General features: G+C 62.6%; 26 protein-coding genes. 12 read left to right on the top strand and 14 right to left on the bottom strand.

The window, feature by feature from the left end:
* Positions 1 to 930: a LysR substrate-binding domain-containing protein gene (locus ASE04_RS26775; RefSeq protein WP_056825169.1), complete on the bottom strand. Its 930-nt coding sequence runs from the start codon at positions 928 to 930 to the stop codon at positions 1 to 3.
* A gap of 155 nt (positions 931 to 1,085) precedes the next feature.
* Between ASE04_RS26775 and ASE04_RS26770 the strand changes: the two genes are divergently transcribed.
* From ASE04_RS26770 to ASE04_RS26760, 3 genes are all read left to right on the top strand, one after another.
* The gene (locus tag ASE04_RS26770; RefSeq protein ID WP_056825167.1) at positions 1,086 to 2,606 is read left to right on the top strand and encodes an MFS transporter; all 1,521 of its coding nucleotides are present in this window, start codon (positions 1,086 to 1,088) and stop codon (positions 2,604 to 2,606) included.
* Between the two features lie 185 nt (positions 2,607 to 2,791).
* Positions 2,792 to 3,958, top strand: a complete 1,167-nt coding sequence (locus tag ASE04_RS26765; protein ID WP_056825165.1) for an AI-2E family transporter — start codon at positions 2,792 to 2,794, stop codon at positions 3,956 to 3,958.
* A gap of 18 nt (positions 3,959 to 3,976) precedes the next feature.
* Positions 3,977 to 5,266 (top strand): NAD(P)/FAD-dependent oxidoreductase, encoded by a 1,290-nt coding sequence (locus ASE04_RS26760; RefSeq protein ID WP_056825163.1) that lies wholly within the window; start codon positions 3,977 to 3,979, stop codon positions 5,264 to 5,266.
* 7 nt (positions 5,267 to 5,273) lie between these two features.
* Here ASE04_RS26760 and ASE04_RS26755 read toward each other — a convergent pair whose 3' ends face one another.
* Positions 5,274 to 6,086 carry a polysaccharide deacetylase family protein gene (locus tag ASE04_RS26755; protein WP_056825810.1) on the bottom strand — a complete coding sequence of 271 codons (813 nt, stop codon included), beginning with the start codon at positions 6,084 to 6,086 and terminating at the stop codon, positions 5,274 to 5,276.
* A gap of 150 nt (positions 6,087 to 6,236) precedes the next feature.
* The gene (locus tag ASE04_RS26750) at positions 6,237 to 6,626 is read right to left on the bottom strand and encodes a DUF930 domain-containing protein (RefSeq protein ID WP_056825161.1); all 390 of its coding nucleotides are present in this window, start codon (positions 6,624 to 6,626) and stop codon (positions 6,237 to 6,239) included.
* Positions 6,627 to 6,874: 248 nt separating this feature from the next.
* Between ASE04_RS26750 and ASE04_RS26745 the strand changes: the two genes are divergently transcribed.
* The 3 genes from ASE04_RS26745 (at position 6,875) to ASE04_RS26735 (ending at position 10,561) form a co-directional block, all read left to right on the top strand.
* On the top strand, positions 6,875 to 8,983 hold the full coding sequence (locus ASE04_RS26745; RefSeq protein ID WP_056825159.1) for a S9 family peptidase: 2,109 nt from the start codon (positions 6,875 to 6,877) through the stop codon (positions 8,981 to 8,983).
* Positions 8,984 to 8,999: 16 nt separating this feature from the next.
* On the top strand, positions 9,000 to 9,521 hold the full coding sequence (locus tag ASE04_RS26740) for a DUF1697 domain-containing protein (protein WP_056825157.1): 522 nt from the start codon (positions 9,000 to 9,002) through the stop codon (positions 9,519 to 9,521).
* Between the two features lie 83 nt (positions 9,522 to 9,604).
* Positions 9,605 to 10,561 (top strand): homocysteine S-methyltransferase family protein, encoded by a 957-nt coding sequence (locus ASE04_RS26735; RefSeq protein ID WP_056825156.1) that lies wholly within the window; start codon positions 9,605 to 9,607, stop codon positions 10,559 to 10,561.
* Between the two features lie 3 nt (positions 10,562 to 10,564).
* Here ASE04_RS26735 and ASE04_RS26730 read toward each other — a convergent pair whose 3' ends face one another.
* The 3 genes from ASE04_RS26730 to ASE04_RS26720 all read right to left on the bottom strand — a co-directional run bounded on the left by ASE04_RS26730 (position 10,565) and on the right by ASE04_RS26720 (position 12,764).
* The gene (locus ASE04_RS26730; protein ID WP_056825155.1) at positions 10,565 to 12,016 is read right to left on the bottom strand and encodes a DHA2 family efflux MFS transporter permease subunit; all 1,452 of its coding nucleotides are present in this window, start codon (positions 12,014 to 12,016) and stop codon (positions 10,565 to 10,567) included.
* Positions 12,017 to 12,191: 175 nt separating this feature from the next.
* Positions 12,192 to 12,503, bottom strand: a complete 312-nt coding sequence (locus ASE04_RS26725; RefSeq protein ID WP_056825154.1) for a type II toxin-antitoxin system RelE/ParE family toxin — start codon at positions 12,501 to 12,503, stop codon at positions 12,192 to 12,194.
* 3 nt (positions 12,504 to 12,506) lie between these two features.
* Positions 12,507 to 12,764 carry a ribbon-helix-helix domain-containing protein gene (locus tag ASE04_RS26720; RefSeq protein ID WP_056825151.1) on the bottom strand — a complete coding sequence of 86 codons (258 nt, stop codon included), beginning with the start codon at positions 12,762 to 12,764 and terminating at the stop codon, positions 12,507 to 12,509.
* Between the two features lie 85 nt (positions 12,765 to 12,849).
* Between ASE04_RS26720 and ASE04_RS26715 the strand changes: the two genes are divergently transcribed.
* The 3 genes from ASE04_RS26715 to ASE04_RS26705 all read left to right on the top strand — a co-directional run bounded on the left by ASE04_RS26715 (position 12,850) and on the right by ASE04_RS26705 (position 17,393).
* Positions 12,850 to 14,358, top strand: a complete 1,509-nt coding sequence (locus ASE04_RS26715) for a protein adenylyltransferase SelO (protein WP_056825150.1) — start codon at positions 12,850 to 12,852, stop codon at positions 14,356 to 14,358.
* 133 nt (positions 14,359 to 14,491) lie between these two features.
* The gene (locus ASE04_RS26710; RefSeq protein ID WP_056825148.1) at positions 14,492 to 16,828 is read left to right on the top strand and encodes a glucose/quinate/shikimate family membrane-bound PQQ-dependent dehydrogenase; all 2,337 of its coding nucleotides are present in this window, start codon (positions 14,492 to 14,494) and stop codon (positions 16,826 to 16,828) included.
* Between the two features lie 109 nt (positions 16,829 to 16,937).
* Positions 16,938 to 17,393: a hypothetical protein gene (locus ASE04_RS26705; RefSeq protein ID WP_056825808.1), complete on the top strand. Its 456-nt coding sequence runs from the start codon at positions 16,938 to 16,940 to the stop codon at positions 17,391 to 17,393.
* 73 nt (positions 17,394 to 17,466) lie between these two features.
* Here the strand turns inward: ASE04_RS26705 and bla are convergent, their stop codons facing one another.
* The 3 genes from bla to dmeR form a co-directional block, all read right to left on the bottom strand.
* Complete coding sequence (gene bla, locus ASE04_RS26700) at positions 17,467 to 18,357, bottom strand: class A beta-lactamase (RefSeq protein ID WP_056825806.1); 891 nt, start codon at positions 18,355 to 18,357, stop codon at positions 17,467 to 17,469.
* A gap of 65 nt (positions 18,358 to 18,422) precedes the next feature.
* Positions 18,423 to 19,406 carry a CDF family Co(II)/Ni(II) efflux transporter DmeF gene (gene dmeF / locus ASE04_RS26695; RefSeq protein WP_056825146.1) on the bottom strand — a complete coding sequence of 328 codons (984 nt, stop codon included), beginning with the start codon at positions 19,404 to 19,406 and terminating at the stop codon, positions 18,423 to 18,425.
* Between the two features lie 23 nt (positions 19,407 to 19,429).
* The gene (dmeR, locus tag ASE04_RS26690; RefSeq protein WP_056825144.1) at positions 19,430 to 19,702 is read right to left on the bottom strand and encodes a Ni(II)/Co(II)-sensing transcriptional repressor DmeR; all 273 of its coding nucleotides are present in this window, start codon (positions 19,700 to 19,702) and stop codon (positions 19,430 to 19,432) included.
* 291 nt (positions 19,703 to 19,993) lie between these two features.
* Here dmeR and ASE04_RS26685 point away from each other — a divergent pair, with 291 nt between their 5' ends.
* Both ASE04_RS26685 and ASE04_RS26680 read left to right on the top strand, forming a co-directional pair.
* A complete protein-coding gene (locus ASE04_RS26685; RefSeq protein WP_056825142.1) occupies positions 19,994 to 20,488 on the top strand; it encodes a GNAT family N-acetyltransferase in 495 nt (164 codons plus the stop codon).
* Positions 20,489 to 20,525: 37 nt separating this feature from the next.
* Positions 20,526 to 21,104, top strand: a complete 579-nt coding sequence (locus ASE04_RS26680) for a type 1 glutamine amidotransferase family protein (RefSeq protein ID WP_056825140.1) — start codon at positions 20,526 to 20,528, stop codon at positions 21,102 to 21,104.
* Positions 21,105 to 21,120: 16 nt separating this feature from the next.
* On the opposite strand, the gene ASE04_RS26675 is transcribed toward ASE04_RS26680, so the two are convergent.
* From ASE04_RS26675 to ASE04_RS26665, 3 genes are all read right to left on the bottom strand, one after another.
* Entirely contained in the window at positions 21,121 to 22,035 is a 915-nt protein-coding gene (locus ASE04_RS26675) for a cytochrome c (protein WP_056825139.1), read from the bottom strand.
* Between the two features lie 95 nt (positions 22,036 to 22,130).
* Positions 22,131 to 22,583 (bottom strand): c-type cytochrome, encoded by a 453-nt coding sequence (locus ASE04_RS26670; RefSeq protein WP_056825138.1) that lies wholly within the window; start codon positions 22,581 to 22,583, stop codon positions 22,131 to 22,133.
* 145 nt (positions 22,584 to 22,728) lie between these two features.
* On the bottom strand, positions 22,729 to 23,367 hold the full coding sequence (locus tag ASE04_RS26665; protein WP_056825137.1) for a LysE family translocator: 639 nt from the start codon (positions 23,365 to 23,367) through the stop codon (positions 22,729 to 22,731).
* A 128-nt stretch (positions 23,368 to 23,495) separates the two neighbouring features.
* Here ASE04_RS26665 and ASE04_RS26660 point away from each other — a divergent pair, with 128 nt between their 5' ends.
* Positions 23,496 to 24,194, top strand: coding sequence for a helix-turn-helix transcriptional regulator (locus ASE04_RS26660; protein WP_056825135.1), 699 nt, complete (start codon positions 23,496 to 23,498; stop codon positions 24,192 to 24,194).
* 70 nt (positions 24,195 to 24,264) lie between these two features.
* On the opposite strand, the gene ASE04_RS26655 is transcribed toward ASE04_RS26660, so the two are convergent.
* Positions 24,265 to 25,113 carry a metallophosphoesterase gene (locus ASE04_RS26655; RefSeq protein WP_056825133.1) on the bottom strand — a complete coding sequence of 283 codons (849 nt, stop codon included), beginning with the start codon at positions 25,111 to 25,113 and terminating at the stop codon, positions 24,265 to 24,267.
* Between the two features lie 106 nt (positions 25,114 to 25,219).
* Positions 25,220 to 25,822, bottom strand: a complete 603-nt coding sequence (locus ASE04_RS26650) for a superoxide dismutase (RefSeq protein ID WP_037180608.1) — start codon at positions 25,820 to 25,822, stop codon at positions 25,220 to 25,222.
* Between the last annotated feature and the right edge of the window lie 184 nt (positions 25,823 to 26,006).

Below are 26,006 nucleotides of genomic sequence, written 5' to 3'. Positions count from 1 at the left end.
TTAGGTCGTCTCGGCCTTGCTGTCGGCGGGAAGATCACAGCGATTTGCAAACAGCGTTCTCGTCAGAAAATCGACGAGGACGCGCACCTTCGGCGAGAGGTGGCGATTGGACGGCCAGATCATGTGAAACTGGCCGGGGCCGTCGATATGATCGTCGAGAATGGTGCGCAGCCGTCCTTCGGCAACCGGGCCACGCGCCAGGAAATCCGGCATGCATCCAATCCCCAAACCGCTGAGCGTTGCGCCGCGAAGCGCCTCCATGTTGTTGCAAATCAGTGCCGTGCGCGACAGGGGTTCGGGCTGACCGGGCGCCAGCGCCAACGGCCAGCTTTGCAGCTTGCCGCTGTTCGGAAAGCGAAAGCGGACACCGAAATGCTCATGCAGGTCAGCGGGGCATTGCGGCACGCCATGCCGCTCCAGATAATCCGGTGACGCGCAGAGCAGCATCTGGAACGGCCGCAGGGCACGCGACATCAAGCGCGAGTCCTGCAGGCTGCCGCTGCGGATCGCGACATCGACGCCCTCCTCTATCAGGTCGACAATCCGGTCGTTGAAATCGATGTCGAGTTCCACCTCGGGATAGAGCCGCGTGAAATCGGGCAGAATCGGCAGCAGGAGATGGTAGCTGACGAGCGGCACGCTGAGCCGCAGGCGCCCGCGCGGCGCGGCGACCGCCTGTGCGAGCGACGAGCGCGCATCATCGAGATCGTCGAGCACGCGGCGGCAGCGTTCATGGAACAGGCGCCCCTCCTCGGTCAGCCTGATGCTTCGGGTGGAGCGCTGAAAGAGGCGGACGCCGAGCTGTCGTTCCAGGTTGGTGACCGCCTTTCCGACCGCCGACGCCGACAAGCCGAGCACGCGACCGGCGGAGACGAAGCTGCCGAGGTCGGCTGTCTTCACGAAGGCTGAGAGCCCATTGAACTGGTCCATCGGCGCACCTCATTCGAGCGAATTATTCCATTATAACTGGACGAGCGTACGGCTTATCCGATCATTCACGCAAATTTATCCTCGTGGCGTTGCAGATGCAAACGGGTTTCCCACTCGCCGTCTGCGCACAGATCCTCCAACCACGCGGATTTTCCATGACCATCATCGATCGAACACCGGCCAGAACAAGGACGCTGGCTCTCATCGGCGTCTGTTGCGCCGCTGCCGCCATGCCGTTGACATTTACAGGTCCTGCCGTCGCACTGCCCGCGATCAGCCGCGACCTCGGCGGCAGCCCGATTGCGCTCAACTGGGTAACCAACGCCTTCATGCTGACCTTCGGCAGCAGCCTGATGGCAGCCGGCGCGCTGGCCGACAGTTACGGGCGCAAGCGCATCTTCCTTGCGGGGCTCGCCGCCTTCCTGATCTTCTCGGCCGGCCTCGCCTTCTCCTTCGATATCGTCTGTTTCGACATACTCCGGGCACTGCAAGGGCTGGGCGCAGCGGCGGCTTTTTCCGGCGGCATGGCATCTCTTGCCCAGGAGTTCGACGGGCATGCGCGCATGCGCGCGTTCAGCATCGTCGGCTCGAGTTTCGGCGTCGGCCTCGCCTTCGGACCAATCGCCTCCGGCCTGATGGTCGAGAGCTTCGGCTGGCCCGCCATATTTGCGCTCGTCTTTGTGCTTGGCGCGGTCGCCTTCATTCTAGGGCTGTCGTTCCTGCATGAAACGCGCGACCCGGCCGCCTCCGGTCTCGACTGGCCCGGCGCGATCAGCTTCACGCTGTCGCTGACGCTCTTCACCTACGGCGTCCTGCTCGCGCCGGAGCTCGGCTGGCAGGACATGGCCGTCGTGTCCCTGCTTGCGGCATCGGCGCTGCTGATGGTGCTCTTCTGCGTCATCGAGCGGAGGGTGAAGCGACCGATGCTCGATCTGTCGCTCTTCCGTTACCCGCGCTTCGTCGGCGTCCAGCTGCTGGCCGCCGCACCCGCCTACGCGTTCGTCGTGCTGCTGATCCTGCTGCCGGTGCGCTTCGTCGGCATAGACGGCATGAGCGAGGTCGGCGCCGGGCGAATGATGATCGCGCTTTCGGCGCCGCTGCTCATCCTGCCCATCGTCTCGGGATTGCTGACGCGATGGCTGGGACCGGCGACGATCTGCGGCGTCGGCCTGCTGATCTCGGCTGCAGGATTGATCTGGCTGTCGGAGATCGACGCCACCGGCCATCCGGCGTTGCTCGTCGCACCGCTGCTCTCGATCGGCGTCGGGATCAGCCTGCCCTGGGGATTGATGGATGGCCTTGCCGTCAGCGTCGTCCCGAAGGAACGCGCCGGCATGGCGACCGGCATCTTCAGCACGACGCGCGTCGCAGGCGAAGGGGTGGCATTGGCTGTCGTGACCGCCGTGCTATCGGCACTCGTCCGCGGTGGGATCGATCAGGGAGACAGCGAGGCGGCGACAACGGCGGCGCAGCGACTTGTAACCGGCAATCTGGAAGCGGCTATCGCCGCGCTGCCGGAGGCCGGACGCGCCGCGCTGATCGAGGGCTACGGCCATGCGTTTTCGACTTTGCTCGGGATTCTGGCGGGCGTGACGGTGGTGACCGCCATCGTGGTCATGGCCTTCCTTCGGCGCCGCAATCCAGTCCTGCAACCAGCCACCAGCGAGGCTCGCTGAGCCAAACAGACAGGGCCGCAAACGGCGCTTCGCTTCGAAACAGCCAGGAAGCGGCCCTGCCTCCCCGCCGAACTCATGTCCAACATGCCGTGAAGATGCGGCGATATCGGGGCATGCCCGGAACTCTTCCGTGCCATCTCGCGTTTAGGCGGCGAAGCAACGGGGCTTCCGGGGATCCAACTTCCATGGGCATTGCCAATGGCATTCGCAAACAGGCGAGCAAGGTTGTCGCCAATGAACGTCACGTAAGCGCCTGGGCGCGAAACATGACGGAGACGACGGAGAGCATGCCCCCGACGCCGCTGCGCCGGGTCGAGAAGGACGGGCTCGATGTGAGCATGGCCTGGGCGATCATCGGGATTTTCACGATCCTTGCGCTGGCCGGCGTCTACATGATGTCGCTTATCCTCATTCCGCTCACGCTCGCGATCGTCGTCGGCATGATCCTCGGCATGCTGGCGGAAAAACTGACCAAGCTCGGCGTTCCGCGCATCACCAACGCCGTCATCCTCTCGAGCAGCGTCGCGCTGTTGATCTTCCTGGTCGCCAACTCGCTGGCCGGCCCGCTGACGACACTTGCAAACGAGGGCCCGGCCTTCGCCGAAAAGACGATGAACCGGCTGTTGCCCTATCTCGAGCGGATCAAATGGCTGCACATCACGCCGGAGACCTTCCAGAGCGGCCCGATGTCGGCCGACAAGCTCCTCGAAAACACCGGCAATGTGCTGCATATCGTAACTGCCAACCTGACGCCGGCGCTGATCCAGACGCTGATCTTCTTCGCCGCGCTGCTGCTGTTCCTGGCCGGACGCGTCAGCCTGCGGAAATCGATCATCATGATGTTCCGCGACCGCCCGAAGCGGCTCGCAGCCATCCGGGTGACCAACGGCGTCGAACAGGTGCTCGGCTTCTACTTCGCGACCGCATCGCTGATCTATGCCTGCCTAGGCGTCGCGATGATGGTGATCGCTTATGCGGGAGGCCTTTCGGCGCCCATTCTCTGGGGTTTCTTTGCTTTCCTATCGAGCTTCATTCCCTATCTCGGAATCACGATGATGACGCTCGCCATCGCCATTGCCGGTGTCATCACCCATGACGGGCTGCTGTTCGGCCTGCTGCCGGCGGCGGCCTTCTTCACCGTGCACCTTCTGATGGAGAACCTGATCTTTCCGGCGGTCATGGGTCGGCGGCTGGAGATCAACCCCTTCGTCGTTTTCCTCGCCATCCTGTTCTGGACATGGATGTGGGGTGCCGTCGGCGCCATGCTTGCACTGCCGCTTTCTCTGATCGTCATGACCATCGTCGATGAATTGCTGATCGAAGAGAAAGTGCAGCCGCAATTGCCGAAGTGACGGCATGGAGACAGGCTGATGGCAGAGATCGAGCTCAAGGACTCAACGCAGGATCGCCTCGTCAGTGGCAGGTCGCCCTGGTCTCATGAGAGCCAGGCACCAAACGCCCTGCCCCTGACCAGTAGCCTGAAGGTCGATGCTCTCGTGGTGGGCAGCGGAATCACCGGCGCCTTGATGGGGCAGCATCTTGCCGCCCGCGGCCTCAGCGTCGCCATTGTCGATCGTGAGACACCCGGCCTCGGCAGCACTGTCGCCAGCACGGCCATGCTGCAATGGGAGACAGACAGGACGCTCAGCGAACTCGAACAGCTCTACGGCTTCGAGCGCGCCGTCGGCATATACCGGCGCAGCGCCGCGTCCGTTGCCGGGCTCGCAAAGCTCATCGCCGAACTAGCCATTCCCTGCCAGCTTCGCCCGCGGCAATCGCTCTTCCTTGCCGGCAACCAGGAGGGGGCGCGCGATCTTGCCAACGAAGCCGCCCTGCGGCGGAAAGCCGGCCTGCCGAGTGTTTATCTCGAGCATTGCGACCTGTTCACGCAATACGAGCTCGATCGCGACGCCGGCATCCGCTCGCTGGGAGCGGCCGAAGCCGATCCGCTGCTGCTTACCACCGGCCTGCTCCGATCGGCAGCGCAGCAGGGGGCGATATTGCTGAACGCATCTGTCAAAACGTTGAATTGCGAAGGCGGTAGGGTCTTTGCCGGAACCGCAGACGGCCATGAGATCGAGGCGAAGACGGCGGTGCTTGCGACCGGCTATACGCTGCCGGGCATCGAAATGCCGAAACTTCATCGTGCAAGCTCAAGCTGGGCAATCGCGACCATTCCCCAGGATCCGGCTTCGCTCTGGCGCGATCAGTGTCTCATCTGGGAGGACAGCCATCCCTATCTCTATGTCAGGACGACAGCGGACGGCCGGATCATCGCCGGCGGCGAAGACGATCCGACCACAGACCCCGCCGCAAGAGACGAGAAGTTGCCGCAGAAAGCAGGCGCCATCAGGGAGAAACTGAAACGGCTCTGGCCGAAAGCCGACACGCGGATCGCCTATGCCTGGTGCGGCACATTCGGCGAGACATCGGACGGGTTGCCGCTGATCGGGCCTGTGCCATCGATGCCTGATGTCTATGCCGCCTATGGCTATGGTGGCAATGGCATCACCTTTTCCTACCTCGCGACCCAGGTGATCGGCGCGATGATAGGCGGCACCTATCGCGACTGGTTCGACGATTTCGCTCTCGACCGGGACGCGCCGCGATTTGCCGATCCCGCCGATTGGCAGCCGGGTCGTCCGGCACCGTTCAACTGACGTCCGCTTATTGGGTTGTCCGGTCGTCGCCCGTGTCTTCGACATCCTGCAGACGGACGAACTCGACGCCCTTCGCCTTCAGATCAAGGATCGCCTTGGCAACGCCCTCGCCGGCGGCATGGGTCGGCTGGTTGATATGGGAGATCACGACGTCGCCATCCCTGGCCGACGAAATCCGCTTTTCCGTTACAGCAGCACCAAGCAGCGATCCGCCGTCGCCGTTCACGGAATAGCCGGCGATGCGGTATCCCATCTCACGGATCTGGACGATCGAGGAGAGGTCATATTTCGCGGTCGAGCCACGGAACCAACGCGGCTGGGCAATACCGGCCGCACGCATGGCGTCGGCACCACCCTGGACTTCCTGACGAACCGCCTCGGGCGAGCCCGCCGAGGCAATTCCGTAGATCGAGACGGGTGTATCGACGGCCGGAATATGGTTCTGACCGTGGTTCTCGAGTTCGAAGAGATCCTGATTCTGAAGGAAAACCTGCAGCGCCTGCGGATTATGCTTCAGCCAACGGGCGGTGACGAAGATCGTCGCGGGAATGCGCTCCCGCACCAGTACCGAAAGAATGCGGTCGTCGGCCTTGCCCATGCAGGCATCGAAGGTGAGCGCCACGCGCGCATGGCCTTTGATGCCCGAGCTTGCGATGCGCAGATGCGGCTCGACCAGCTTCGGCCAGGAGGTCTTATTCTTCGGCGGCGTGATCTTGGCTGGCGCGCTGACAACAGGCGCATCTGCCGACGGGAGAACGCCAGCAGATGCAGCGGAAACGGAGGCGACCAGCAGAGCCGGGATCAGGAAAATACGATTCATAACAGTGACAAGCCGTTCGATATTGAAGCGCTGCATAACCCATGCAGCGCGTCGGCGCCATGCGGTTCGATGACGCTTGCGGCGCTGCCACCAGCATCGCCGAGACGGCTAATGCCCCCGGACTAAGGCCTCAGGAAGGCGACCTTCCGATCAATCGTAGAGGTAATATTTCGGCCACTTCTCGCGCGGGACCTTGTCGCCGATCTTGTATTGCAGATCGCGGACATTGATGTGCTGCGGGCCGGTAATGCAGGTGTAGGAGAGATGATACCAGTCACCCTTGCTGCGGAAGACCGCACCTGGCGCCTCCAGCTTGTCGTCGCTGGGGACCGGATCCTTGAAGGTATAGGCAATGACTTTATCGGGTTTGTAGCCGGTCGAGTCGCTGTTGATTCGGCTCATTGCCTCCGTGTCGCAGCTCTGTTCGAGGCGCGTTGCGGGGTCGAGTTTCTCCAGTTGCTTCTTGATTGCGGGATCGACTGCGTAGGCAGGGACGGCAAGGCTAAAAGCGGACAGAAGCAACACGATGCGTTTTGGCATTATAGTAGGATTCCTTTGCATTCTTCATTCCGGAATAGCTTGTGGAAAACCGTGCTTTCCACGGTCGAACAGGGCGCAAATTCCGGGCGACGTAGCGGACTTTCTTAAATAATGTGGTGACATCAAGGCAACGTGAGCATTCCTTCGGTTTTCACGCAGAGGTGATTTCGTCGGACCTTCGACGCTTGATCGGAGGCATCCGCACCTCTATCTCTTGCCCACCTGACACCACGTATCCGGAGCTTTCCTTGACCGTCTTCAAGAACCTGCCGAACCCACCCGCTGCCGCCAAGAAGCCGCTTTCCGATACGCGCCACGGCATCACGCGTACCGACGACTATGCGTGGCTGCGCGCCGACAACTGGCAGTCGATGTTCAAGGATCCTTCGATCCTCGACCCCGCGATCCGCCAGCATCTCGAGGCCGAAAACGTCTATATGAACGCGGCGATGGAAGACACCAAGGCGCTGCAGAAGACGCTGTTTGCGGAAATGCGCGGCCGCATCAAGGAAGACGACAGCTCCGTTCCGATGAAGGACGGCGACTACGCCTACGGCACCTTCTTCGTAACCGGCGGCGAACAGCCCCGTTATTTCCGCACTCCGCGCGACGGCGACGTCAAGGATGAGGCGATCCGCACCGTCTTGCTCGACGGCGACAAGGAGGCCGCCGGCAAGGCCTACTTCAGGCTCGCCGGCCTCGACCACTCGACCGACCACAGCCGCGGCATCTGGGGCTATGACGACAAGGGCTCCGAGTTCTATACGCTGCGTGTGCGCGACCTTGCGACCGGCGAGGACATGGACGACGTCATCGAGAACACCGGCGGCGGCGGCGCTTGGGCGCCTGACGGCAAGAGCTTCTTCTACTCGGCGCTCGACGAGAACCACCGCCCCTCGAAGGTGTTCCACCACATCCTCGGCACACCTCAATCGGAGGACCGGCTGGTCTACGAGGAGAAGGATGCGGGCTTCTTCATGGGCGTCGGCGGTTCGCTGCTCGACGATTTCATCTACATCGACATCCACGATCACGAGACCTCGGAATACCGCCTGCTGTCCACCAAGGACCTGACGGCCGAGCCGAAGCTGGTGGCCGAGCGCGAGGAAGGCATCGAATACTCGATGACGGAAGGCGGCGACGTCTTCTACATCCTGACGAACGACGGCGACGCCAAGGATTTCAAGATCATGGAAGCGCCGGTTGCAAACCCGGGCAAGGCGAACTGGCGCGAGGTCGTGCCGCACAAGCCGGGCACCCTCATCATCAGCCACATGGCCTATGCCCGCCACCTGCTGTGGCTGGAGCGCAAGGACGGCCTGCCGCAGATCATGATCCGCGACCGCAAGACCGGCGAGGAACACGCCATCGCCTTTGCCGAGGAAGCCTATTCGCTCGGCCTGCAGGGAGCCGCCGAATACGATAGCGACATCATTCGCTTCTCCTATTCCTCGATGACAACGCCGAGCCAACTCTACGACTACAACATGGTGACGCGCGAGCGCACGCTGTTGAAGACCCAGGAAGTGCCCTCCGGCCACAATCCCGACGACTACGTCACCCGCCGCGTCTTCGCGCCGGCCTGGGATGGCGTTGAAGTGCCGGTCACCCTGCTTTATCGCAAGGACACACCGCTCGACGGTTCCGCACCCTGCCTGCTCTACGGCTATGGCGCCTACGGCATCACCATTCCGGCCGGCTTCAACACCAACTGCCTGTCGCTCGCCGATCGCGGCTTCGTCTATGCCATCGCCCATATCCGCGGCGGCAAGGACAAGGGCTTTGCCTGGTACGAAGACGGCAAGATGGAAAAGAAGACCAACACCTTCAAGGACTTCATCTCAGCCGCTGACTATCTGAATCAGGAGAAGTTCACCTCCTACAAGAACATCATCGCCGAGGGCGGCTCGGCCGGCGGCATGTTGATGGGCGCCGTTGCCAACATGGCGCCGGAAAAGTTCGCCGGGCTGATCGCCGCCGTTCCCTTCGTCGACGTGCTGAACACCATGCTCGACGACACTCTGCCGCTGACCCCGCCGGAATGGCCTGAATGGGGCAACCCGATCGAGAGCCGCGAAGAATACGAGCAGATCGCCGCCTATTCGCCCTACGACAATGTCGAGGCGAAGGCCTATCCGCCGATCCTGGCGCTCGGCGGCCTCACCGATCCGCGCGTCACCTATTGGGAGCCGGCGAAGTGGGTGGCGCGGCTGCGCGAAAAGACCACCGGCTCGGCGCCGATCCTGTTGAAGACCAACATGGATGCCGGCCATGGCGGCGCATCGGGACGCTTCCAGCGCCTCGAGGAAATCGCCTTCGAATATGCCTTCGCGATCAAGGTCGCCGGCAAGATGTAAGAGGTTGGAGGAGCCCGTGACGGTCTATGTGGCGCTCCTGAGAGCCATCAACGTCGGCGGCACGGGCAAGCTGCCGATGGCAACGCTGAAGGCGGCTTGTGAAGAGCTCGGCTTCAGCGATGTGAAGACCTACATCCAGAGCGGCAACGTGCTGTTTCGCGCCGATGCAGCGGAGGCCGAGGTCGAGCAGAAGCTTGATGACGCGCTTGGAAGACTGCTGGGCAAGAAGCCCGGCGTGATGCTGCGCAGCCGCAAGGAGCTGGAGGCGGTCGTCGCCAATACACCCTTCGCCGACGCCAAGCCCAACTATCTGCTGGTGACCTTCCTGCCCAGGTCCGCGCCCAAAGACGCCCTCAACGGAATGGTCGCGCCGGATGGCGAGGAAGCCGTCGTTGCCGGGCGGGAAATCTACGTCCATTTCCCTATCGGTTCGGGCAAATCGAAGCTCAAGCTGCCGGCCTTGAAGCCAGGAACCGCGCGCAACATGAACACAGTGCGCAAGCTCGCCGAGATGGCGGCGGATATGGAAGCCGGCTGAGCAGGCGGCCGCCTATTTTAGAACACACTTAATAAACATTCTCGCCATGCAGCATTCCTTTGGTCTGGTACAGGAGGGATCCGATGGCGACCTACCGACACAGCTTGCCGCAACTCGACGGTGGCGTCTTCGTGAGCGATGGCGGCATGGAGACGACCTTTATTTTCCATGACGGCCTGCAACTTCCGCACTTCGCTTCCTTCGTCATGCTGTCTTCGCAAGACGGACGTGACCGGCTGAAAGCCTACTATCGTCGCTATCTTGAGATCGCCCGCAAGCACGGCGCCGGCTTCATCCTGGACACGCCGACATGGCGGGCCAATCCGGATTGGGGCGAGAAGCTCCATTACACGCGTGAAGCGCTGCATGCGGCCAATATTGCAGGCATCGATCTGCTGGCCGAACTGCGCGCGAAATACGAGCAGCCGGAAAGACCGATCGTGCTTAGCGGCGCGATAGGCCCGCGCGGCGACGGCTACAAGGCCGGCAACATGGATGCGACCGAGAGTGAGGACTATCACAGCGTCCAGATCGGCAGCTTCGCGGAAAGTGAAGCCGACATGGTGGCCGCGTTCACATTGACCAACATTGACGAGGCGATCGGCGTCGCGCGCGCTTCGGCGGCGCGAGGCATGCCCTGCGCGATCTCGTTCACGGTCGAGACGGATGGCCGGCTGGTGACAGGGCGCACTATGCAGGACGCGATCGAGACGACGGATGCGGCGACCGGCGGCTCGGTGGCCTATTACATGATCAATTGCGCGCATCCGACGCATTTCACCGAGGCGCTGGATCACCGTGCCGGATGGACCAAGCGGATCTATGGCTTGCGGGCCAATGCGTCGCGCATGAGCCATGCCGAACTCGACGAGAGCGAAACGCTGGATGCCGGCGACCCTGTCGATCTTGGTCAGCGCTACAAGGAGCTGATGCAGACAATGCCGCACGTCAGGATCGTCGGCGGCTGTTGCGGCACCGATCACCGGCATGTCGCGGCGATCTGCGAGGCGTGCCTGCCAGCCCTTCCGAGTGCTGCCTGACGCTTAGTGCTCGGAGGCGTGCGCGGCCTTGCCGGCATCATGGCCGCTGATGTCGGCGCCGGCGTTTCTGGAGAAGCGCAGGTTCCAGAACGTCGCGGTGATCGAGATCGCGGTGACGAAGAGGAAGGCAGCGGAGAAATCGAGGAGCTGCGGCGTCTCGCTGCCGTTGGCCACCATCGAGGTGTGCAGCGCCAGCGCGCCGACGCAGATGCCGAGCGACAGCATCAGCTGCTGGAACGTCGTATAGAAGCTGGTGGCCGAACTCATCCGGTCACGGTCGATGGCGTCGTAGGCCACGGTGTTGTAGGCGGTGAACTGGAACGACATGAAGAAACCGCACATGACCAGGATCGCGAAGATCAGTGCCAGCGGCCAGTCCGGCCGGAAGGCGGCGCAGAGCGCATAGCCGACTGTGGCGACGACGCCGTTCGCCACTAGGGCGTTGCGGAAGCCGAAGCGGCGCAGCACGCGCGGCGCAAAGGCCTTCATCGCCATCGAGCCGATTGCCGCTGCGGTGACGAGCTGACCGGCCTTCGCCGCAGACAGGCCGAAGCCGAGCTGGAAATAGAGCGGCAACAGGAAGGGCTGGGCGCCCTGCGTGATGCGGGTCAGCGATCCGGCGATGACCGAGGTGCCGAAGCTCGGCACCTTCATCAGCGAGAAATCCATGATCGGCGACGGGTGGCGGCGGGCGTGCTTCAGGTACGCGATGCCGAAGAGCATGCCGATGGCGATCAGGAACAGCGAGAAGGCGCCCTCGCCCGGACGGCTCGAGCTTTCAAAACCGAACAGCAGGGAGCCGAGCGCGATGCCGGAGAGGATGAAGCCGATCGTGTCGAACGGACGCTTCTCCTCGCCCTTGAAATCCTCGATGAAGATCGAGACCAGGGTAAAGCCGATGATGCCGATCGGAACGTTGATGTAGAAGATCCACCGCCAGTCGAGGTAAGTGACGATCAGGCCGCCGACCGGGGGGCCGAGGATCGGGCCGATCAGCGCCGGCACCAGCAGCCACGACATGGCGTTGACCATGTCCTTGCGGTCGACGCTGCGCAGCAGCACGAGACGGCCGACCGGCAGCATCATCGCCCCGCCAAGTCCCTGCAGCAATCGCGCCAGCACCAGACAGAGGAGGTTCGGCGACAGTGCGCAGAAGATGGAGCCGGCCATGAAGACGGCGATCGCCGAGCGGAAGACGGTGCGCGAACCGAAGCGATCGGCGATCAGGCCGCTCGCCGGAATGAAGATCGCCAGACTGAGAAGATAGGAGGTCAGCGCGATGCTCATCGATGGAGCGCTGACGCCGAAGTCGCGCGCCATGGTCGGCAGCGCCGTTGCCAGGACGGTTGCGTCGAGCTGCTCCATAAACATGGCGCTCGCCACGATCATCGCAATAACGCGGAAGTTCGGCTTGGCGCGCCCGATGGCAGCCGCCTGGTAGATCTGATCCGACATCGTCAGGGATCACTCGCAATGGCGTGGCCGGCGCGGAAGCGATGGCCGCGGTATGGTATGGCGTAATGCCAAAAGGGGATTAGAGACCTTTGTATACGCCCGCAAATGTGGCGTCGTTATGCTTATATGGAAAGGCAGCCGTGTCGTCGCGGAATGGCTTGGCGAGGCGCCCGGTTCAGTGGTCGCGCAGCAGTGTTTGGTAGTCCTGTCCGCCGGAGAAGATATTGGTGATGCTGACCACGTTATCCTCGACCGCGTAGAGTATCACGATGCTTTTCTCGAAGACCGCCATGCGCAGATTGGCGCCGAGATCCGATCTCGCCACACCCGCAAACGGTGCGTCACCGATACGCTCGCAACGGTCGTAAAGGCGTTCGATGTAGCGTTCGGCCGTGACGCGATTTTGACTTGCCTCAAGAACATACGCGACGATAGCGACCGTCGCTTCAAGTGCCTCTGGCCGATACTCTACCCGATAGCTCTCCATGGCTCACCGGTGTTTTGCAAAGAGGGCGTCTATCGCGTCCTTCATTTCCCGGCTGCTGAGGCTCGGCCTTGGATCATCCAAAGACGCCTGCACCTTGGCGCGGATCGCGGCAATGCGCTCCCTGTGTTCTTCCTCGCGCCGCATCCAGACGCGCATGGCTTCCCGCAGTACCTCGCTTGTCGAGGCAAACGTGCCAGCCTCGACCTCTGCCTTGATCACGTTGACCATTTCGGTCGGCAAAGTGATGCTCAACTTTTCCATCGGACACGCTCCACACAGAAGTAGGATAAAATCCTACCATCGCTTATCGCTTGCGGCAATCGGTGCCGGACCCTACCTATGAGGCATGACACAGATCCTGCCAGAGACCGAACCAACCGGCGCGCCCTTCCCCTTCGACAACAGCTATGCGCGGTTGCCGGAGCAATTCTTCACGCGTCAGGCGCCCTCGCAGGCCGCCGAGCCCTGGCTGATCAAGCTGAACGAAGCGCTTGCGGAAGAACTCGGCCTCGATGTCGCGGCGCTGAAGCGCGACGGTGCGGCGATCTTCTCGGGCAATCTCGTGCCCGAAGGCGCCGATCCGCTGGCGATGGCCTATGCCGGGCACCAGTTCGGTTCGTTCGTGCCGCTCCTCGGCGACGGGCGGGCAATCCTGCTTGGCGAGGTGATCGATCGCACCGGCCAGCGGCGCGACATCCAGTTGAAGGGTGCGGGACAGACGCCCTACTCGCGCCGTGGCGACGGCCGGGCTGCCCTTGGCCCGGTGCTTCGCGAATACATCGTCAGCGAGGCGATGTATGCGCTCGGTGTGCCGGCAACCCGGGCGCTTGCCGCGGTTTCGACCGGGCAGCCCGTCTATCGCGAAAACATCCTGCCGGGTGCTGTGTTTACCCGCGTCGCGGCAAGCCATATCCGCGTCGGCACGTTCCAGTTCTTCGCCGCGCGCGGCGATACCGATGGCGTGCGGGCGCTGGCCGATTATGTGATCGATCGGCACTATCCGGAACTTAAGGACAGGGACAATCCCTATCTGGCGCTCTACGAGGCCGTCTGCGAGCGGCAGGCCGCCCTGATCGGCAGATGGCTGCAGGTCGGCTTCATCCATGGCGTGATGAACACCGACAACATGACGATCTCGGGCGAGACGATCGATTTCGGCCCCTGCGCCTTCATCGACGAGTACCATCCCGGCACCGTCTTTTCCTCGATCGATCAAGGCGGCCGCTATGCCTATGCCAACCAGCCCGGCATCGGCCAATGGAACCTGGCGCGTCTCGGCGAAACGCTGTTGCCGCTGTTCGACCCGGATGCCGAAAAGGCGCTCGAACTCGCCAACGCTGTTATCCAGCAATATGGCGAGCGCTTCCAAATCCGTTGGCTGCGCGGGATGCGCGAGAAGATCGGCCTTGCGACCGTCGAGGATGGCGATCTTGAGCTCATCCAGTCGCTGCTCGCCGCGATGCAGGCGCAACAGGCCGACTTCACCCTCGCCTTCCGCCGCCTTTCCGACGCCGCTGCTGCCGGTGACGGCGAGGCGTTGTTCCTCTCGAGCTTCCGCGAACCGGATGGCGCGCGCGAATGGCTTGGCCGCTGGCGCGACCGCCTTGCTCGCGACGACGGCCGGTCGGAGGCGGATCGCAGGGCGGCGATGCGCGCGGTCAATCCCGCCTTCATCCCGCGCAACCATCGCATCGAGCAAGCGATCAGCGCGGCCGTCGAGGATGCGGATTTTTCGCTCTTCGAAGCGTTGCTTGCGGTTCTCGCCAAGCCCTACGACGACCAGCCGGGCTTTGCCTCCTATATGGAACCGCCGAAGCCGGACGAGCGCGTGCTGCAGACCTTCTGCGGCACCTGACCGGGCGAGGCCCATTCCCCTCTGACACCTATGGTCGCAGTTGACGCTGACTGCGCTCGCTCTATCTCGCTGATTAGCACGCTTTTTTCGCGTTTTCATCGCACCCGGCCAACGTCAGCGGGAGTCCCCCTTAATGGCAATCGTCATTACCTCGATTATTTTCATCCTCCTCGGGCTGGCGCTCGGCGGCGGCGGGCTCTGGTTGGTGCTGCTCGGCGGTAGCTTCTTCTATCTCTTCGCCGGCGTGATGTTCCTCCTCACGGCGATCCTGCTGTTGATGCGCCGGGCGGCGGCCCTCTGGCTCTATGCACTGCTTGTTGTCGTTGCCCTTGTCTGGGCGATCTGGGAAGTCGGCTTCGATTGGTGGCAGCTCGGGCCGCGCGGCGGTCTGGTCATTCTGCTCGGCCTGTGGCTGCTGACGCCGTGGATCCGTAGGCCGCTCGGCTTCCTCAGCCCGACGGGGATGTCCTACGGTGCCAATCCGTGGCCTCTCGCAATCCCGTTGCTTCTCGCAATCGTCGTCGCCGGCTATTCGATGACGACGGATCCGCACGACATGCACGGGACCTTGCCGACGCAGGTGTCTGGCACACCGACCTTCGGCGGTACGGTCCAGAGCGGCGAATGGCATCAATATGGCCGCACGCCGTTCGGTCAGCGCTACTCGCCGCTCGACCAGATCAACACCGGCAACGTCAAGGATCTCAAGGAGGTCTGGCGCTATCAGACGGGCGACGTGAAGCGGCCTGACGATGTCGGCGAGACGACCTACCAGGTGACGCCGCTGAAGGTCGGCGACATGCTCTATCTCTGCACCCCGCATAACTGGGCGATCGCGCTCGATGCGAAGACGGGCAAGGAGAAGTGGAAGTACGACGCCAATTCCGGCATGAATCCCGACCGCCAGCACCAGACCTGCCGCGGCGTGACCTACTACCACGACACGTCTGTCGCCGCAGGCCAGCCCTGCGTCGACCGTGTCTATCTGCCGACCTCGGATGCCCGGCTGATCGCGCTCGATGCGCTCGACGGCAAGGTCTGCACGAGCTTTGCCGAACAGGGCGTGCTGCACCTCGAAAAGGGCATGAAGTACAATCCGGCCGGCTATTACTACTCGACCTCGCCGCCCGTCGCGGTCGCCGGCAAGCTGATTATCGGCGGTGCCGTCAACGACAACTACTCGACGCAGGAACAGTCGGGGGTCATCCGCGCTTTCGACATCAATTCCGGCGCGCTGATCTGGAACTGGGACTCGGGCAATCCCGACGTGACCACGCCCCTGCCAGAGGGCCAGACCTATACGACCAACTCCCCGAACAGTTGGTCGGTGCTCAGCGTCGATGACGGGCTTGGCATGGTCTACATCCCGCTCGGCAACCAGGTGCCGGACCAGCTCGGCATGAACAGAAGCGAGAACGTCGAGAAGTTCTCGTCTTCGATCGCGGCGCTCGACATCAACACCGGACAATTGAAGTGGGTGCAGCAGTTCGTCCATCACGATCTCTGGGACATGGACGTGCCGGCGCAGCCGGTGCTGTTCGACATGAAGAAGCCTGACGGCACTGTCGTTCCGGCGCTCGTCGGCCCGACGAAGCAGGGCGATATCTACGTGCTCGACCGGCGTACCGGCGAGCCGATCATTCCCTTCAAGGAAATCCCGGCACCAGCTGGCGCGATCCCCGAGGATCATACCGCGCCGACGCAGCCGATCTCCGACCTCACCTTCTCGCCGCCGCCGCTGCAGGAGAAGGACATGTGGGGCGTGACGCTGCTCGACCAGCTCGCCTGCCGCATCGAATTCCATCGCTACAAGTACGAGGGCCGCTACACGCCGCCGTCGCTTGAAGGTTCGATCATCTATCCCGGCAATTTCGGCACCTTCAACTGGGGCAGCGTCGCTATCGACCCGGAGCGGCAGATCATGTTCGGCATGCCGACCTATCTTGCCTTCACCTCGCGGCTGGTTCCGGCCGCCGACATCCCGCCAAAGAGCCAGGATGAAAAGGGCAGCGAACAGGGCCTCAACCGCAACGATGGCGCGCCCTACGGTGTCTTCATGGGGCCGTTCCTCGGACCGCTCAAGATCCCCTGCCAGGCGCCGCCTTGGGGCTATGTCGCCGGCGTCGATCTCCTCACCGGCAAGACGGCCTACAAGCTGAAAAACGGGACGGTGCACGACATGACGCCGCTGCCGCTGCCCTTCAAGGTCGGCGTGCCCGGCATCGGCGGTCCAATGCTGACCAAGGGCGGCGTCGCCTTCCTCGGCGCCGCTGTCGACAACTACCTGCGCGCCTATGACGTGACGAATGGCAATCAGCTCTGGCAGGCCCGTCTGCCGGCCGGCGGCCAGGCGACGCCGATGACCTACACGACATCAGACAACAAGCAGTTCGTCGTCATGGTGGCCGGCGGGCACGGCTCTATCGGAACCAAGCCCGGCGACTATGTGATCGGCTACGCGCTCCCATAAGAGAAAAATGATCGGTGGCCATCGCTGCGGTGGCCACCTCGTCAAGGATGCAAGCTCCGGGCAGGCCTTGCGCGCCATTCTCCCGCCCATTGTTTCAGGGAGGATTTTCATGAAGATCGGCAGCAGCGTTTCCAGCACCTATGGATTGAGCAACCTTTTCAGCCAATCCGGCCAGCGCAACAAGCAACAGACTGGCGATACCGAGGTCAGCGTTCGCCAGAGCGGCGCGGCGCTGCAGCCAAGCACCACGCCGACATCGATCTCCAGCACGATGTGGGCGCTGCAGGCGAGCGGCACGACGACCATGGACGGAACCGAGGATGCCTCGAAAGCGCGCCATGACGCCGTCATCTCGGAGTTCACCGAGCTTGCCGACAAGACGCCGGCGGAACGGATCCGCGACAGCGTTCTCAAGAGCCTCGGGATCACCGAAGACGAACTGGCGTCCATGCCGCCGGAAGAACGCGCGGCCGTCGACAAGCAGATCGCCGATGAACTGAAGCGGCAGCTGACCGGCGACGACAGCAAGGACAAGCCGGACGCCGACACGATCGTCGGCGCCTGAGATCTTCATAAACTGATTCAGCTGAATGCGACGGAGATTCACATTTCCGGCGCATCTCCTTGAAGAAAAAGACTTATCCGACCATGTCGGTGACGATGCGGCCGACTTCTGCGAAAACAGGATTGATGTCGGCCACCGGCACGCTTGCCTGCTTGACGTAGACCGTCATCAGCAGAGGTCCGTGACCGGGCGGCCAGGCGATGGCGATATCGGCGGCGCAGCCGTTGTTGCCGGTGCCGGTCTTGTCGCCGATCTTCCAGTCATCGGGAAGGCCCGAGCGCAGCCGCGCTCCGCCCGTCGTATTCGCCACCATCCATTCGACAAGAGTGTTCTGCGAGGGCTCGGACAGCACCGATCCGAGCGTCAGGTTGCCCAGTGTATCGAGCATCGCGTCGGGCGTGGTGGTGTCCCGCGGGTCGTCCTTCTTTGCCTCGTTCAGATCGGTTTCCCAACGATCGAGACGGGTCGAGGCGTCTCCGAAGGTGCGCAGCCAGTTGGTCAGTTCCTTGGGGCCGCCGAAGCTTTCGAGGAGCAGATTGGCAGCGGTGTTGTCGCTGAGCGTGATGGCCGCCTGGCACAAGTCTCCGACGCTCATGCCATCGCCGCCGACGTGCTTGCCCGTTTCGGGGGAATAGGTCACCAGCTTGTCGGTGTCGTAGATGATGCGCCGCTCGAGGTTCTCCTCACCCTTTTCGACGCGTGACAGCACGAAGCCGGCGGCGAGCACCTTGAAGGTGCTGCACAGCGGAAAGCTTTCGGTTTCGCGGTAGCCGAAGCTGATGTTCGTCTGCGTGTCGATGACCGACACGCCGATGCCGCCGCCGATCTGCTTCTCGAGCGCAGCAATGCGGCGATCGATCTCGTCGTCGCTTTCCGCCGCGCATGCCCAGGACGGCAGGAACAGCGCGGGGGACAACAGGGCCGAGCCGAGAAGCGCGCGGCGGCGGATCGAGAAACGATGCATGAAACCCTCTGAACGAATCATTCCATACTATCGCTAGAAGCAGATTGTGGCTCGCTCGCGTCGCCTCAGGCCGCCTGCGTCACCTCGACAGTGACGTGCGAAAGCTCGGAGAACCGCTCCAGCTTCGCCTTGTAGAAGGCCGGCGGGCGGGCGACCGGCGCCGTCAGTGCTACGATGGCTGCGTGGTGACCCGGCCCGACCTGCCAGACATGCAGGTCGGTAATGCGCTCCCCTTCGGTTTCGATCGCGGTGCGGATCTCGTTCGGCAGCTTCTGCCGATCCGGTATCGCATCGAGCAGAACGGTCGCCGAAGAGCGCATCAGGCCAAACGCCCACTGGGCGATGATCAGGCCGCCGACGATGCCCATCAGTGGATCGAGCCACAGCCAGCCATAGTAGCTGCCGAGCAGCAGCGCGACGATCGCAAGAACCGAGGTCAGCGCATCGGCGATGACATGCACATAGGCGGCGCGCATGTTGTTGTCGGTCGCATGGTGCGCATGCGCACCGGAATGGGCGTGATCCCCGTGGCGAGCATGCTCGCCGTGGTGAGCGTGGTCGCCGTGCCCGTGATGGTGGCCATGCGCGCGATGATGGTTGTCCTTGAGTATCCAGGCGCTGACGAGATTGACCAGCAGGCCGACCACCGCCACGCCGATCGCCTGGCTGAAACTGATCGCGACCGGATGAAGGATGCGAACGATGCTCTCCCAGGCCATCAGCAGCGCAATGAGAGCGAGGATGATCGCGCTCGCGAAGCCGGCGAGATCGCCAAGCTTGCCGGTTCCGAAGGTAAAGCGCGGATTGTGTGCCTGCCGGCGCGCGTAGAGATAGGCGATGGCAGCGATCAGCAGCGCGCTGGCGTGTGTCGACATGTGCCAGCCATCGGCGACCAGCGCCATGGAGCCGTAATAGGCGCCTGCGGCGATCTCGATCACCATCATCACAGTCGTCAGGGCGATGACCAGCCACACCTTGCGAGCGTTGTTGTCATGGTCGTCGCCGAGAAAAACGTGCTCGTGTCCGAACCCTTCGGTATGCGCAGCCATGATGGCTTTCCTTCCCGTCGTCGTCAGCGGATATAGGTCCGCAATACTTCCGATATTTCCTGCACGGCCTCGCCCCTCGCCTTGTCATCGGCGGCATGCAGGACATGCTCGTGCAGATGATCGTCGAGAACCTCGCCGGTCAGACCGTTCAGCGCACCGCGAATGGACGCGAGCAGCTGCAGGATTTCGCCGCAGGGACGCTCGCCTTCCAGCGCCCGCTCGACAGCCTCCATCTGGCCTTTCAGCCGACCGACCCTGGCGAGAAGTTTCTTCTTATGGTGCGTGGTGTGTGACATCGTCGTTCCAATATAGGATAGGGGGGTATAGTATATGGGATGCACTTGAGTGACAAGAACCATGTCGGCGCACCCACGGTCTCCCGCCATTTCAGCGATGGCTTGACAAGGACCACGTTTCCGCCGATGTATCTGCGCATGATCAAGAACGCGCACATCACCAGCTCGTATTTTTGGCTGTACCTGTAAAGGGCGGCTGGACAAGATCATATTGTCAACAAGCCGCCGTCAGGCGGCTTTGTTGTATCGGCAGCGTCCTGACGGCAGAAAACCACAAAAGGACGCAGGACCATGATTGAAATCGAAGACAGCGAAATTTCATTGATCCGCCCGCCGGTGATCAACATCCGTGCCGCCAAGCCGCGTGATCTGCCGGAACTCAACGAGATGATAGCGCTGCTGGCCACCCATCACGGCGACGCAGCGGCCTCTACCCCCGAGCAGCTGGAACGCGACCTCTTCGGCCCGGTGCCGTGGATCAATGCGCTGGTTGCCGAAACCGACAATGGCCTGATCGGCTACGCCATTCTCGTCCCGCTCTACAGGGCGCAGGACGGTGCGCGCGGCATGGACCTGCATCACCTCTTCGTTCGCGACGGCCATCGCGGCCACGGCATCGGCCAGCATCTCGTCAACCGTGCGCGCGATACGGCCCGTTCGGCGGGCTGCGCCTATCTTTCGGTCAGCGCCGCCACCGGCAACGTGCAGGCGCACCGCTTCTACGAGAACATGGACTTCGTCCCTCGCCCGGTCACAGGCATGCGCTATATGCAAGCTCTGGCGTGAGCGGCAGCAGCCGCCCACTCCCGGCAAGGAGAAGGCAATGACCCGACTTGCAATCCTGCTCACCGAAGGTTTCGCCGATTGGGAGGTTGCGCCGCTGACGGCTTCGGCGCGCACCTATTTCGGCTTCGACGTGGTGACGGCCGCGCCCGATGGCGCCGACGTGCGATCGATGGGCGGCATGCGCGTGGCGCCCGATATCAGTACCGACAATCTTCGCGCTCACGCATTCGACGCTCTCGTGCTCTGCGGTGGCACGATATGGGAAACGGACAAGGCGCCCGACGTCGCTGAAATCGTCGAGGACTTCATCGCGCACGGCAAGGTCGTCGCGGCGATCTGCGGCGCGACACTGCCACTCGCCGGCGCCGGCGTTCTCAACCGCGTCCTGCACACCAGCAATGCCGCGGACTTCATCGCCGCCGCTCCGGGATATACCGGCAAGACACGCTATCGCGACGGACCGCATGCGGTGCGCGACGGCAAGATCGTCACGGCGGCCGGCTCGGCACCCGTGACATTCGCGGCGGAGATCTATCGGGCGCTCGGCCACAGCGGCGACGAGCTCGATCAATACGTGCTGATGTTCGGCGCCGAGCACCAGCCGAAGGCGGCCTGAGACGCGATCGGCCGCCTCAATGGCTCGGGACGGCCTTGAGATAGGCAGCGATCGCTTCGAGATCTGACTTCGGCAGATGCGCGATGTTCTGCTGTACTTCGGTCATCGATCCGCCGGCTGAATCGAAATCGGGCGTGAATCCGGTTTCGAGGTAGTTGGCGATATCACCCTCGCTCCAGGAGCCGATTGCCTTCGAACCCGGGGTAATATCCGGGATGCGCCCCTCGCCTTCCGGATTGGGAGCGCCCGCAAGCCACATATCCGGCTTGAAACCGCCCAGCGCGTCTCTCGGCGTATGACACTCTCCGCAATGGCCGGGACCTTCCACGAGATACTGGCCACGCTTGACCTTCTCGTCGGGGTTTTCGAGCGCGACGCGCGGTTGCTCGTTGAAATACAGGAACTTCCATCCCCCCAGGGCGAGCCGGATATTGAACGGGAACGGCAGCTCGTGCGGCGGCGCGACGTTTGCGCTCTTCGGCAGCGTCTTCAGATAGCCGAACAGATCGTTGACGTCCTTGTCGCTCATCCGGGCATAGGAGCCGTAGGGGAAGGACGGGTAGAGATGGTCGCCGTTCGGCGCCACGCCACGCTTCATGGCGTTGCCGAACTGCGCGAGCGTCCAGGTACCGATACCTGCCTTCTCGTCGGGAGAAACATTCGGGACATGGAAGGTTCCGAACGGGCTCTTCAGGGCCAGTCCACCCGATAGCACCAGCTTGGCATCGCCCTGGGCTCCGGGCGCGGCATGACAGCTGACGCAACCGCCGGCCCAGAAAACCGTTTCGCCGTTCTTCACATCGGCTTCGCCGAGCCCCGACCAGTGGCTGTCGGGCAGCGGGTTCGGCGCCGTTATCACGTAGAACACCGCGCCGCCGACCACCGCGATGCCGACGAGACAGAGTAGAAACCGGATAAACCTGCGAACCATATTCCGCCCCCTTGGCCACTACAGGCGCTCAAACATAAAGCGATCCGCCGGGCGGGCAAGGCCGCGGCGGATCGCAATGATGGCGAATGGGTCGGCTAATCCTTCTTCACTCGGTAGTTCTGATGACAGCCGCCACAGCTCGCGCCGAGGGTCTTGAGGCCGGCGCCAACGCCTGCGGCATCGGCGGGAAGCTGCGCAACCAGCGCATCGGCATCGCTCGAAAGCTTCTGCGCCCGCGCCTTGAAATCATCCATGTTTTCCCAGATCTTCGGGCTTGCTTCGGAATCCGCGGATGCGTTTTCCGTGCCCGGCTTGAACTGATCCGGGAAGGCCTTGGCGGTTTCCGAAATCGTCGCGAGCGCCGTCTTCACCGCTTCGGCGTCGTAGGGCTTCTCGCCCTTGGCGATGGAAGCGAGCGAGCCCGTGGCGCCGCCGATCTTCTTCATCATCGCAACGCGCGCATCATGCGTTCCTTCGCCGGCCGCAAAGACCGTGCTCACCCCCATGCCCGCGACCAGGACCGCCGCGGCAATTGCTTTCATGCGCATATCTTCACTCCTCTTCGAGACCGAGATCCGAAGCCCGGCGCTTCGTTTCAACGGCGGCATGATGTCAAACTTATGCCCGGCACGAAGTAACAAGTGGGTGATAGCGCAATCATTTCAGTATTCTAATCGGTTCGCACAGCCCCGCTCATCCAGGCATCCGCCAACCCTGCCAAGCGGTCAGGATCGAGACGGCGACGAGGAGCGCGCCGGCCACCCTGCCGACCATCACGGTTGCAGCGGGGTTGGAGACAAGAAGAGTGCGGCTGCGGGCCGCCGTCAGGGCGAGCGTCCCGTAGATTGCGGCCTGCGTCGCCATCGTCATCGCCCCCATGACGAGGCCCTGAAGCCATATCGGCCCGTAGATCGGCTTCAGGAACTGCGGGTAGACGGCAATCATGAACAGATAGGCCTTCGGGTTCATCAGGCAGGTGGCGGCACCGCGGCGGAAGGCCCGCCAACCGGAGCGCGACGCATCGGCCTCGACGCTGTTCACGACGATCGAACTGCGGATCAGGGTGTATCCGATCCAGGCCATGTAGGCGGCGCCCGCGAAAAGCAGCGGGTTGAACAGGGATGGCAGCAGGCTGGCCAATATCCCGACGCCGATCGCGCCATAGAGCGAATGCACGACGCCGCCCGCCATGATGCCCGCTGTTGCCGCCATCCCGGTCCGCCGCCCGCCAGTCAGCGAATTCGCCAGCACGAACAGCATGTCCATGCCGGGCACGACAATAATTCCGAACAGGAGCGTGAAGTAGAGCCAGAGATTTTGTGTGTAGGTCATGTCAGTTGCCTGTCCCTCATCTGACGATCCTTCCTCGAAGGTTCGTTATTTTTCAATTCGATATGGGGATGTATACGGGGGCCCAACTGACAGTGTATTGTCAGGAGCGTCGGTTCATGGAGAGGTAAATGCGCAAGGCTTCGCGCCTTTTCGAGATCATCCAGATGCTGCGACTGGCGCGACAGCCCCTGACGGCGGCTGTCATGGCCGAAGCGCTCGAGGTGACAGTCCGATCGATCTACCGGGATATCGCCGCCTTGCAGGCGATGCGGGTGCCGATCGAAGGCGGGCGTGGGATCGGCTACATCATGCGGCCGGGTTTCGACCTGCCGCCGCTGATGTTCTCGATCGAGGAGGTCGAGGCGATCGTGCTGTCGCTGGCGCTGCTGGAGCGCACCGGCGACGAGGAGCTGAAGCACGCCGCGAAGCGCGTCAACCAGAAGATCGCCGGCGCTGTTCCCCTGCCTTTGCGACAGGCGATGAACCGGCGGGCACTCTATGCCTGGGGATCGGCCGCCGAGGCGCCTGTCAGCGTCGATCTCGGCACCGTCCGCCGCGCGATCCGCGACGAGCAGAAGCTCAGCCTTGATTATCGCGATGAACTCGGTCGCGCGACCGAGCGGACCGTCCGGCCGATCGCGCTGATCTACTATTCGCAGACCACCAATATCGTCGCGTGGTGCGAATTGCGGTCGGCGATCCGCAACTTCCGCTCCGACCGCGTGGAGCATTGCGAGACCGCCGACGCCTACTTCAAGGGCGAAGGCGACCAGTTGCGTGGCCTCTGGACCGCGGGCTGGACGGAGCGTCCGCATCTTTTGGACTGAGCAGCGCCTCAAAAGCGCAGCCGAACGCGAATAGCAGGAGGTTATCCGAACCAGGCAGTAAATTTGCAGCCTAGAGCGGCAGCGTCCTGTCGTCCTCACGGCCGAAGCCGCGGATTTCCAAGCGGTCGACCCAGACCTCGACGACCGCGAAGGTGTTTTCGCTCTCGGTGTCGACCATGCCCTTGAAATTGACGAAGTAGCAGCCGCCGAGCTTGCCGAAATTGCCGGCGTGGTTATGGCCGTTGAAATAGGCCGCGACGCAGTCATTTGCCGTCAGCAACCCGATGATGCGCTCGCGGTCCCAGCAGTCGTGTTCGTTCGGCGGATAGACGGGGTAGTGGTTCATGACGATGACCCGTTCGCCCGCTGCGGCCGCGGCTTTGATCTCGCCTTCCAGCCAGGCAAACTGCTCGTCGCTCAAGGCCGCATTCCAGTCCTGCGCGTTGATCGCTCCCTTTGCCCGGAGATCGGCAAGCATGCTTGCCGCAAGCGCCCGATGCGGATGCCCGACCGGCGGCGCGAAAGTGCTGACTTCGTTGCCGTTCAGGACGACGAAACGCCAGCCGTGCCTGACGAAGCTGTAATACGGCGAGGCCAAGCCCACGCGTTCGGCGACCGAGGGGAGATGATCGGGCGCGACCGAAAAATCGTGATTGCCGAGCAGGAACAGTACTTCCTGCCTGGATTTCCCGTAAACCGGCAGGATGTCGTCGAAGCTCCTGAAATCCCTGTCGATGATATCGCCGAGGGTCATGACGAAGCTCAGATCCTCGCCGTTGAAGACATCGATCGCATCGGCGAGCTTGCCGAGGCTTGCGGCATAATAGCGGTTCATCGCCATATGCGGCTCGATATCGGCGTATTGCGGGTCTGCGACGATGCCGAAGCGGAAAAGCGGAGTGTCGGAAACATGTGTCATGGCGGTGCTTTAGGCACCATGCGTGACAGGCCTGTGACGCTTTCCCAACGAAAAACGCCCGGTGCGTTTCAGCACCGGGCGTCGGATCCAGTCGGCTATGCCGGCCTTACTTGGTAGCGGCTTCGTAGCGCTCCAGGACGTAGTCCCAGTTGATCAGGCTATCGACGAACGCTTCGAGGTACTTCGGGCGGGCGTTGCGGTAGTCGATGTAGTAGGAGTGCTCCCAAACGTCGACGCCGAGGATCGGGGTCGCGCCGTGAACCAGCGGGTTCTCGCCGTTCGGGGTCTTGGAGATTTCCAGCTTGCCGTTCTTGACGGAAACCCAGGCCCAGCCGGAGCCGAACTGCGTCGTGCCCGCAGCAACGAAGTCAGCCTTGAACTTGTCGTAGCCGCCGAGGTCGGAGTTGATAGCCGCTTCGAGCTTGGAAGGCAGCTTGTTGCCGCCGCCGCCCTTCTTCATCCACTTCCAGAAATGGACGTGGTTGTAGTGCTGGGCAGCATTGTTGAAGAGACCGGCGTTGGTGCCGAAAGACTTCTTGACGACTTCTTCGAGCGAAAGATCGGCAAGGCCCGCTTCCGCAGCGAGCTTGTTGCCGTTGTCGACATAGGCCTTGTGGTGCTTGTCGTGATGGAACTCCAGGGTTTCCTTCGACATGAAAGGCTGCAGCGCTTCGTAGTCGTAGGGAAGTTCAGGCAATTCGAAAGCCATTGTAGTCTCCTCTTGGCAATAGTTTGCGTGATCGGCAGGTGAGCGGGAACATAGGAGCGCAAGCCCGGTCAGGCAACCGGAGAAATATCAAAAAAGGCAAGTCCGGAGGAAAATTTGCCTCGGCTAAGGGCTTGGCATCCAAGGCGCAAATCAACGATGATGCGCTGGCGGCACGCAAGAGAAG

Source organism: Rhizobium sp. Root708 (assembly GCF_001429725.1).
In the GTDB taxonomy this organism is placed as follows: domain Bacteria; phylum Pseudomonadota; class Alphaproteobacteria; order Rhizobiales; family Rhizobiaceae; genus Rhizobium.
Note: the sequence above shows the minus strand (reverse complement) of the source record. Positions and strands in the feature narration are given on the sequence as shown.

What these genes read in the sequence shown, in the direction of transcription:
- ASE04_RS26670 (WP_056825138.1), bottom strand. Translation starts at nt 22,583, where the DNA reads ATGCGCATGAAAGCAATTGCCGCGGCGGTCCTGGTCGCGGGCATGGGG.
- bla (WP_056825806.1), bottom strand. Translation starts at nt 18,357, where the DNA reads ATGCATCGTTTCTCGATCCGCCGCCGCGCGCTTCTCGGCTCGGCCCTG.
- ASE04_RS26680 (WP_056825140.1), top strand. Translation starts at nt 20,526, where the DNA reads ATGACCCGACTTGCAATCCTGCTCACCGAAGGTTTCGCCGATTGGGAG.
- ASE04_RS26760 (WP_056825163.1), top strand. Translation starts at nt 3,977, where the DNA reads ATGGCAGAGATCGAGCTCAAGGACTCAACGCAGGATCGCCTCGTCAGT.
- ASE04_RS26675 (WP_056825139.1), bottom strand. Translation starts at nt 22,035, where the DNA reads ATGGTTCGCAGGTTTATCCGGTTTCTACTCTGTCTCGTCGGCATCGCG.
- ASE04_RS26660 (WP_056825135.1), top strand. Translation starts at nt 23,496, where the DNA reads ATGCGCAAGGCTTCGCGCCTTTTCGAGATCATCCAGATGCTGCGACTG.
- ASE04_RS26770 (WP_056825167.1), top strand. Translation starts at nt 1,086, where the DNA reads ATGACCATCATCGATCGAACACCGGCCAGAACAAGGACGCTGGCTCTC.
- ASE04_RS26665 (WP_056825137.1), bottom strand. Translation starts at nt 23,367, where the DNA reads ATGACCTACACACAAAATCTCTGGCTCTACTTCACGCTCCTGTTCGGA.
- dmeF (WP_056825146.1), bottom strand. Translation starts at nt 19,406, where the DNA reads ATGGCTGCGCATACCGAAGGGTTCGGACACGAGCACGTTTTTCTCGGC.
- ASE04_RS26755 (WP_056825810.1), bottom strand. Translation starts at nt 6,086, where the DNA reads ATGAATCGTATTTTCCTGATCCCGGCTCTGCTGGTCGCCTCCGTTTCC.
- ASE04_RS26730 (WP_056825155.1), bottom strand. Translation starts at nt 12,016, where the DNA reads ATGTCGGATCAGATCTACCAGGCGGCTGCCATCGGGCGCGCCAAGCCG.
- ASE04_RS26775 (WP_056825169.1), bottom strand. Translation starts at nt 930, where the DNA reads ATGGACCAGTTCAATGGGCTCTCAGCCTTCGTGAAGACAGCCGACCTC.
- ASE04_RS26710 (WP_056825148.1), top strand. Translation starts at nt 14,492, where the DNA reads ATGGCAATCGTCATTACCTCGATTATTTTCATCCTCCTCGGGCTGGCG.
- ASE04_RS26735 (WP_056825156.1), top strand. Translation starts at nt 9,605, where the DNA reads ATGGCGACCTACCGACACAGCTTGCCGCAACTCGACGGTGGCGTCTTC.
- ASE04_RS26720 (WP_056825151.1), bottom strand. Translation starts at nt 12,764, where the DNA reads ATGGAAAAGTTGAGCATCACTTTGCCGACCGAAATGGTCAACGTGATC.
- ASE04_RS26750 (WP_056825161.1), bottom strand. Translation starts at nt 6,626, where the DNA reads ATGCCAAAACGCATCGTGTTGCTTCTGTCCGCTTTTAGCCTTGCCGTC.
- ASE04_RS26650 (WP_037180608.1), bottom strand. Translation starts at nt 25,822, where the DNA reads ATGGCTTTCGAATTGCCTGAACTTCCCTACGACTACGAAGCGCTGCAG.
- ASE04_RS26655 (WP_056825133.1), bottom strand. Translation starts at nt 25,113, where the DNA reads ATGACACATGTTTCCGACACTCCGCTTTTCCGCTTCGGCATCGTCGCA.
- dmeR (WP_056825144.1), bottom strand. Translation starts at nt 19,702, where the DNA reads ATGTCACACACCACGCACCATAAGAAGAAACTTCTCGCCAGGGTCGGT.
- ASE04_RS26705 (WP_056825808.1), top strand. Translation starts at nt 16,938, where the DNA reads ATGAAGATCGGCAGCAGCGTTTCCAGCACCTATGGATTGAGCAACCTT.
- ASE04_RS26765 (WP_056825165.1), top strand. Translation starts at nt 2,792, where the DNA reads ATGGGCATTGCCAATGGCATTCGCAAACAGGCGAGCAAGGTTGTCGCC.
- ASE04_RS26725 (WP_056825154.1), bottom strand. Translation starts at nt 12,503, where the DNA reads ATGGAGAGCTATCGGGTAGAGTATCGGCCAGAGGCACTTGAAGCGACG.
- ASE04_RS26715 (WP_056825150.1), top strand. Translation starts at nt 12,850, where the DNA reads ATGACACAGATCCTGCCAGAGACCGAACCAACCGGCGCGCCCTTCCCC.
- ASE04_RS26685 (WP_056825142.1), top strand. Translation starts at nt 19,994, where the DNA reads ATGATTGAAATCGAAGACAGCGAAATTTCATTGATCCGCCCGCCGGTG.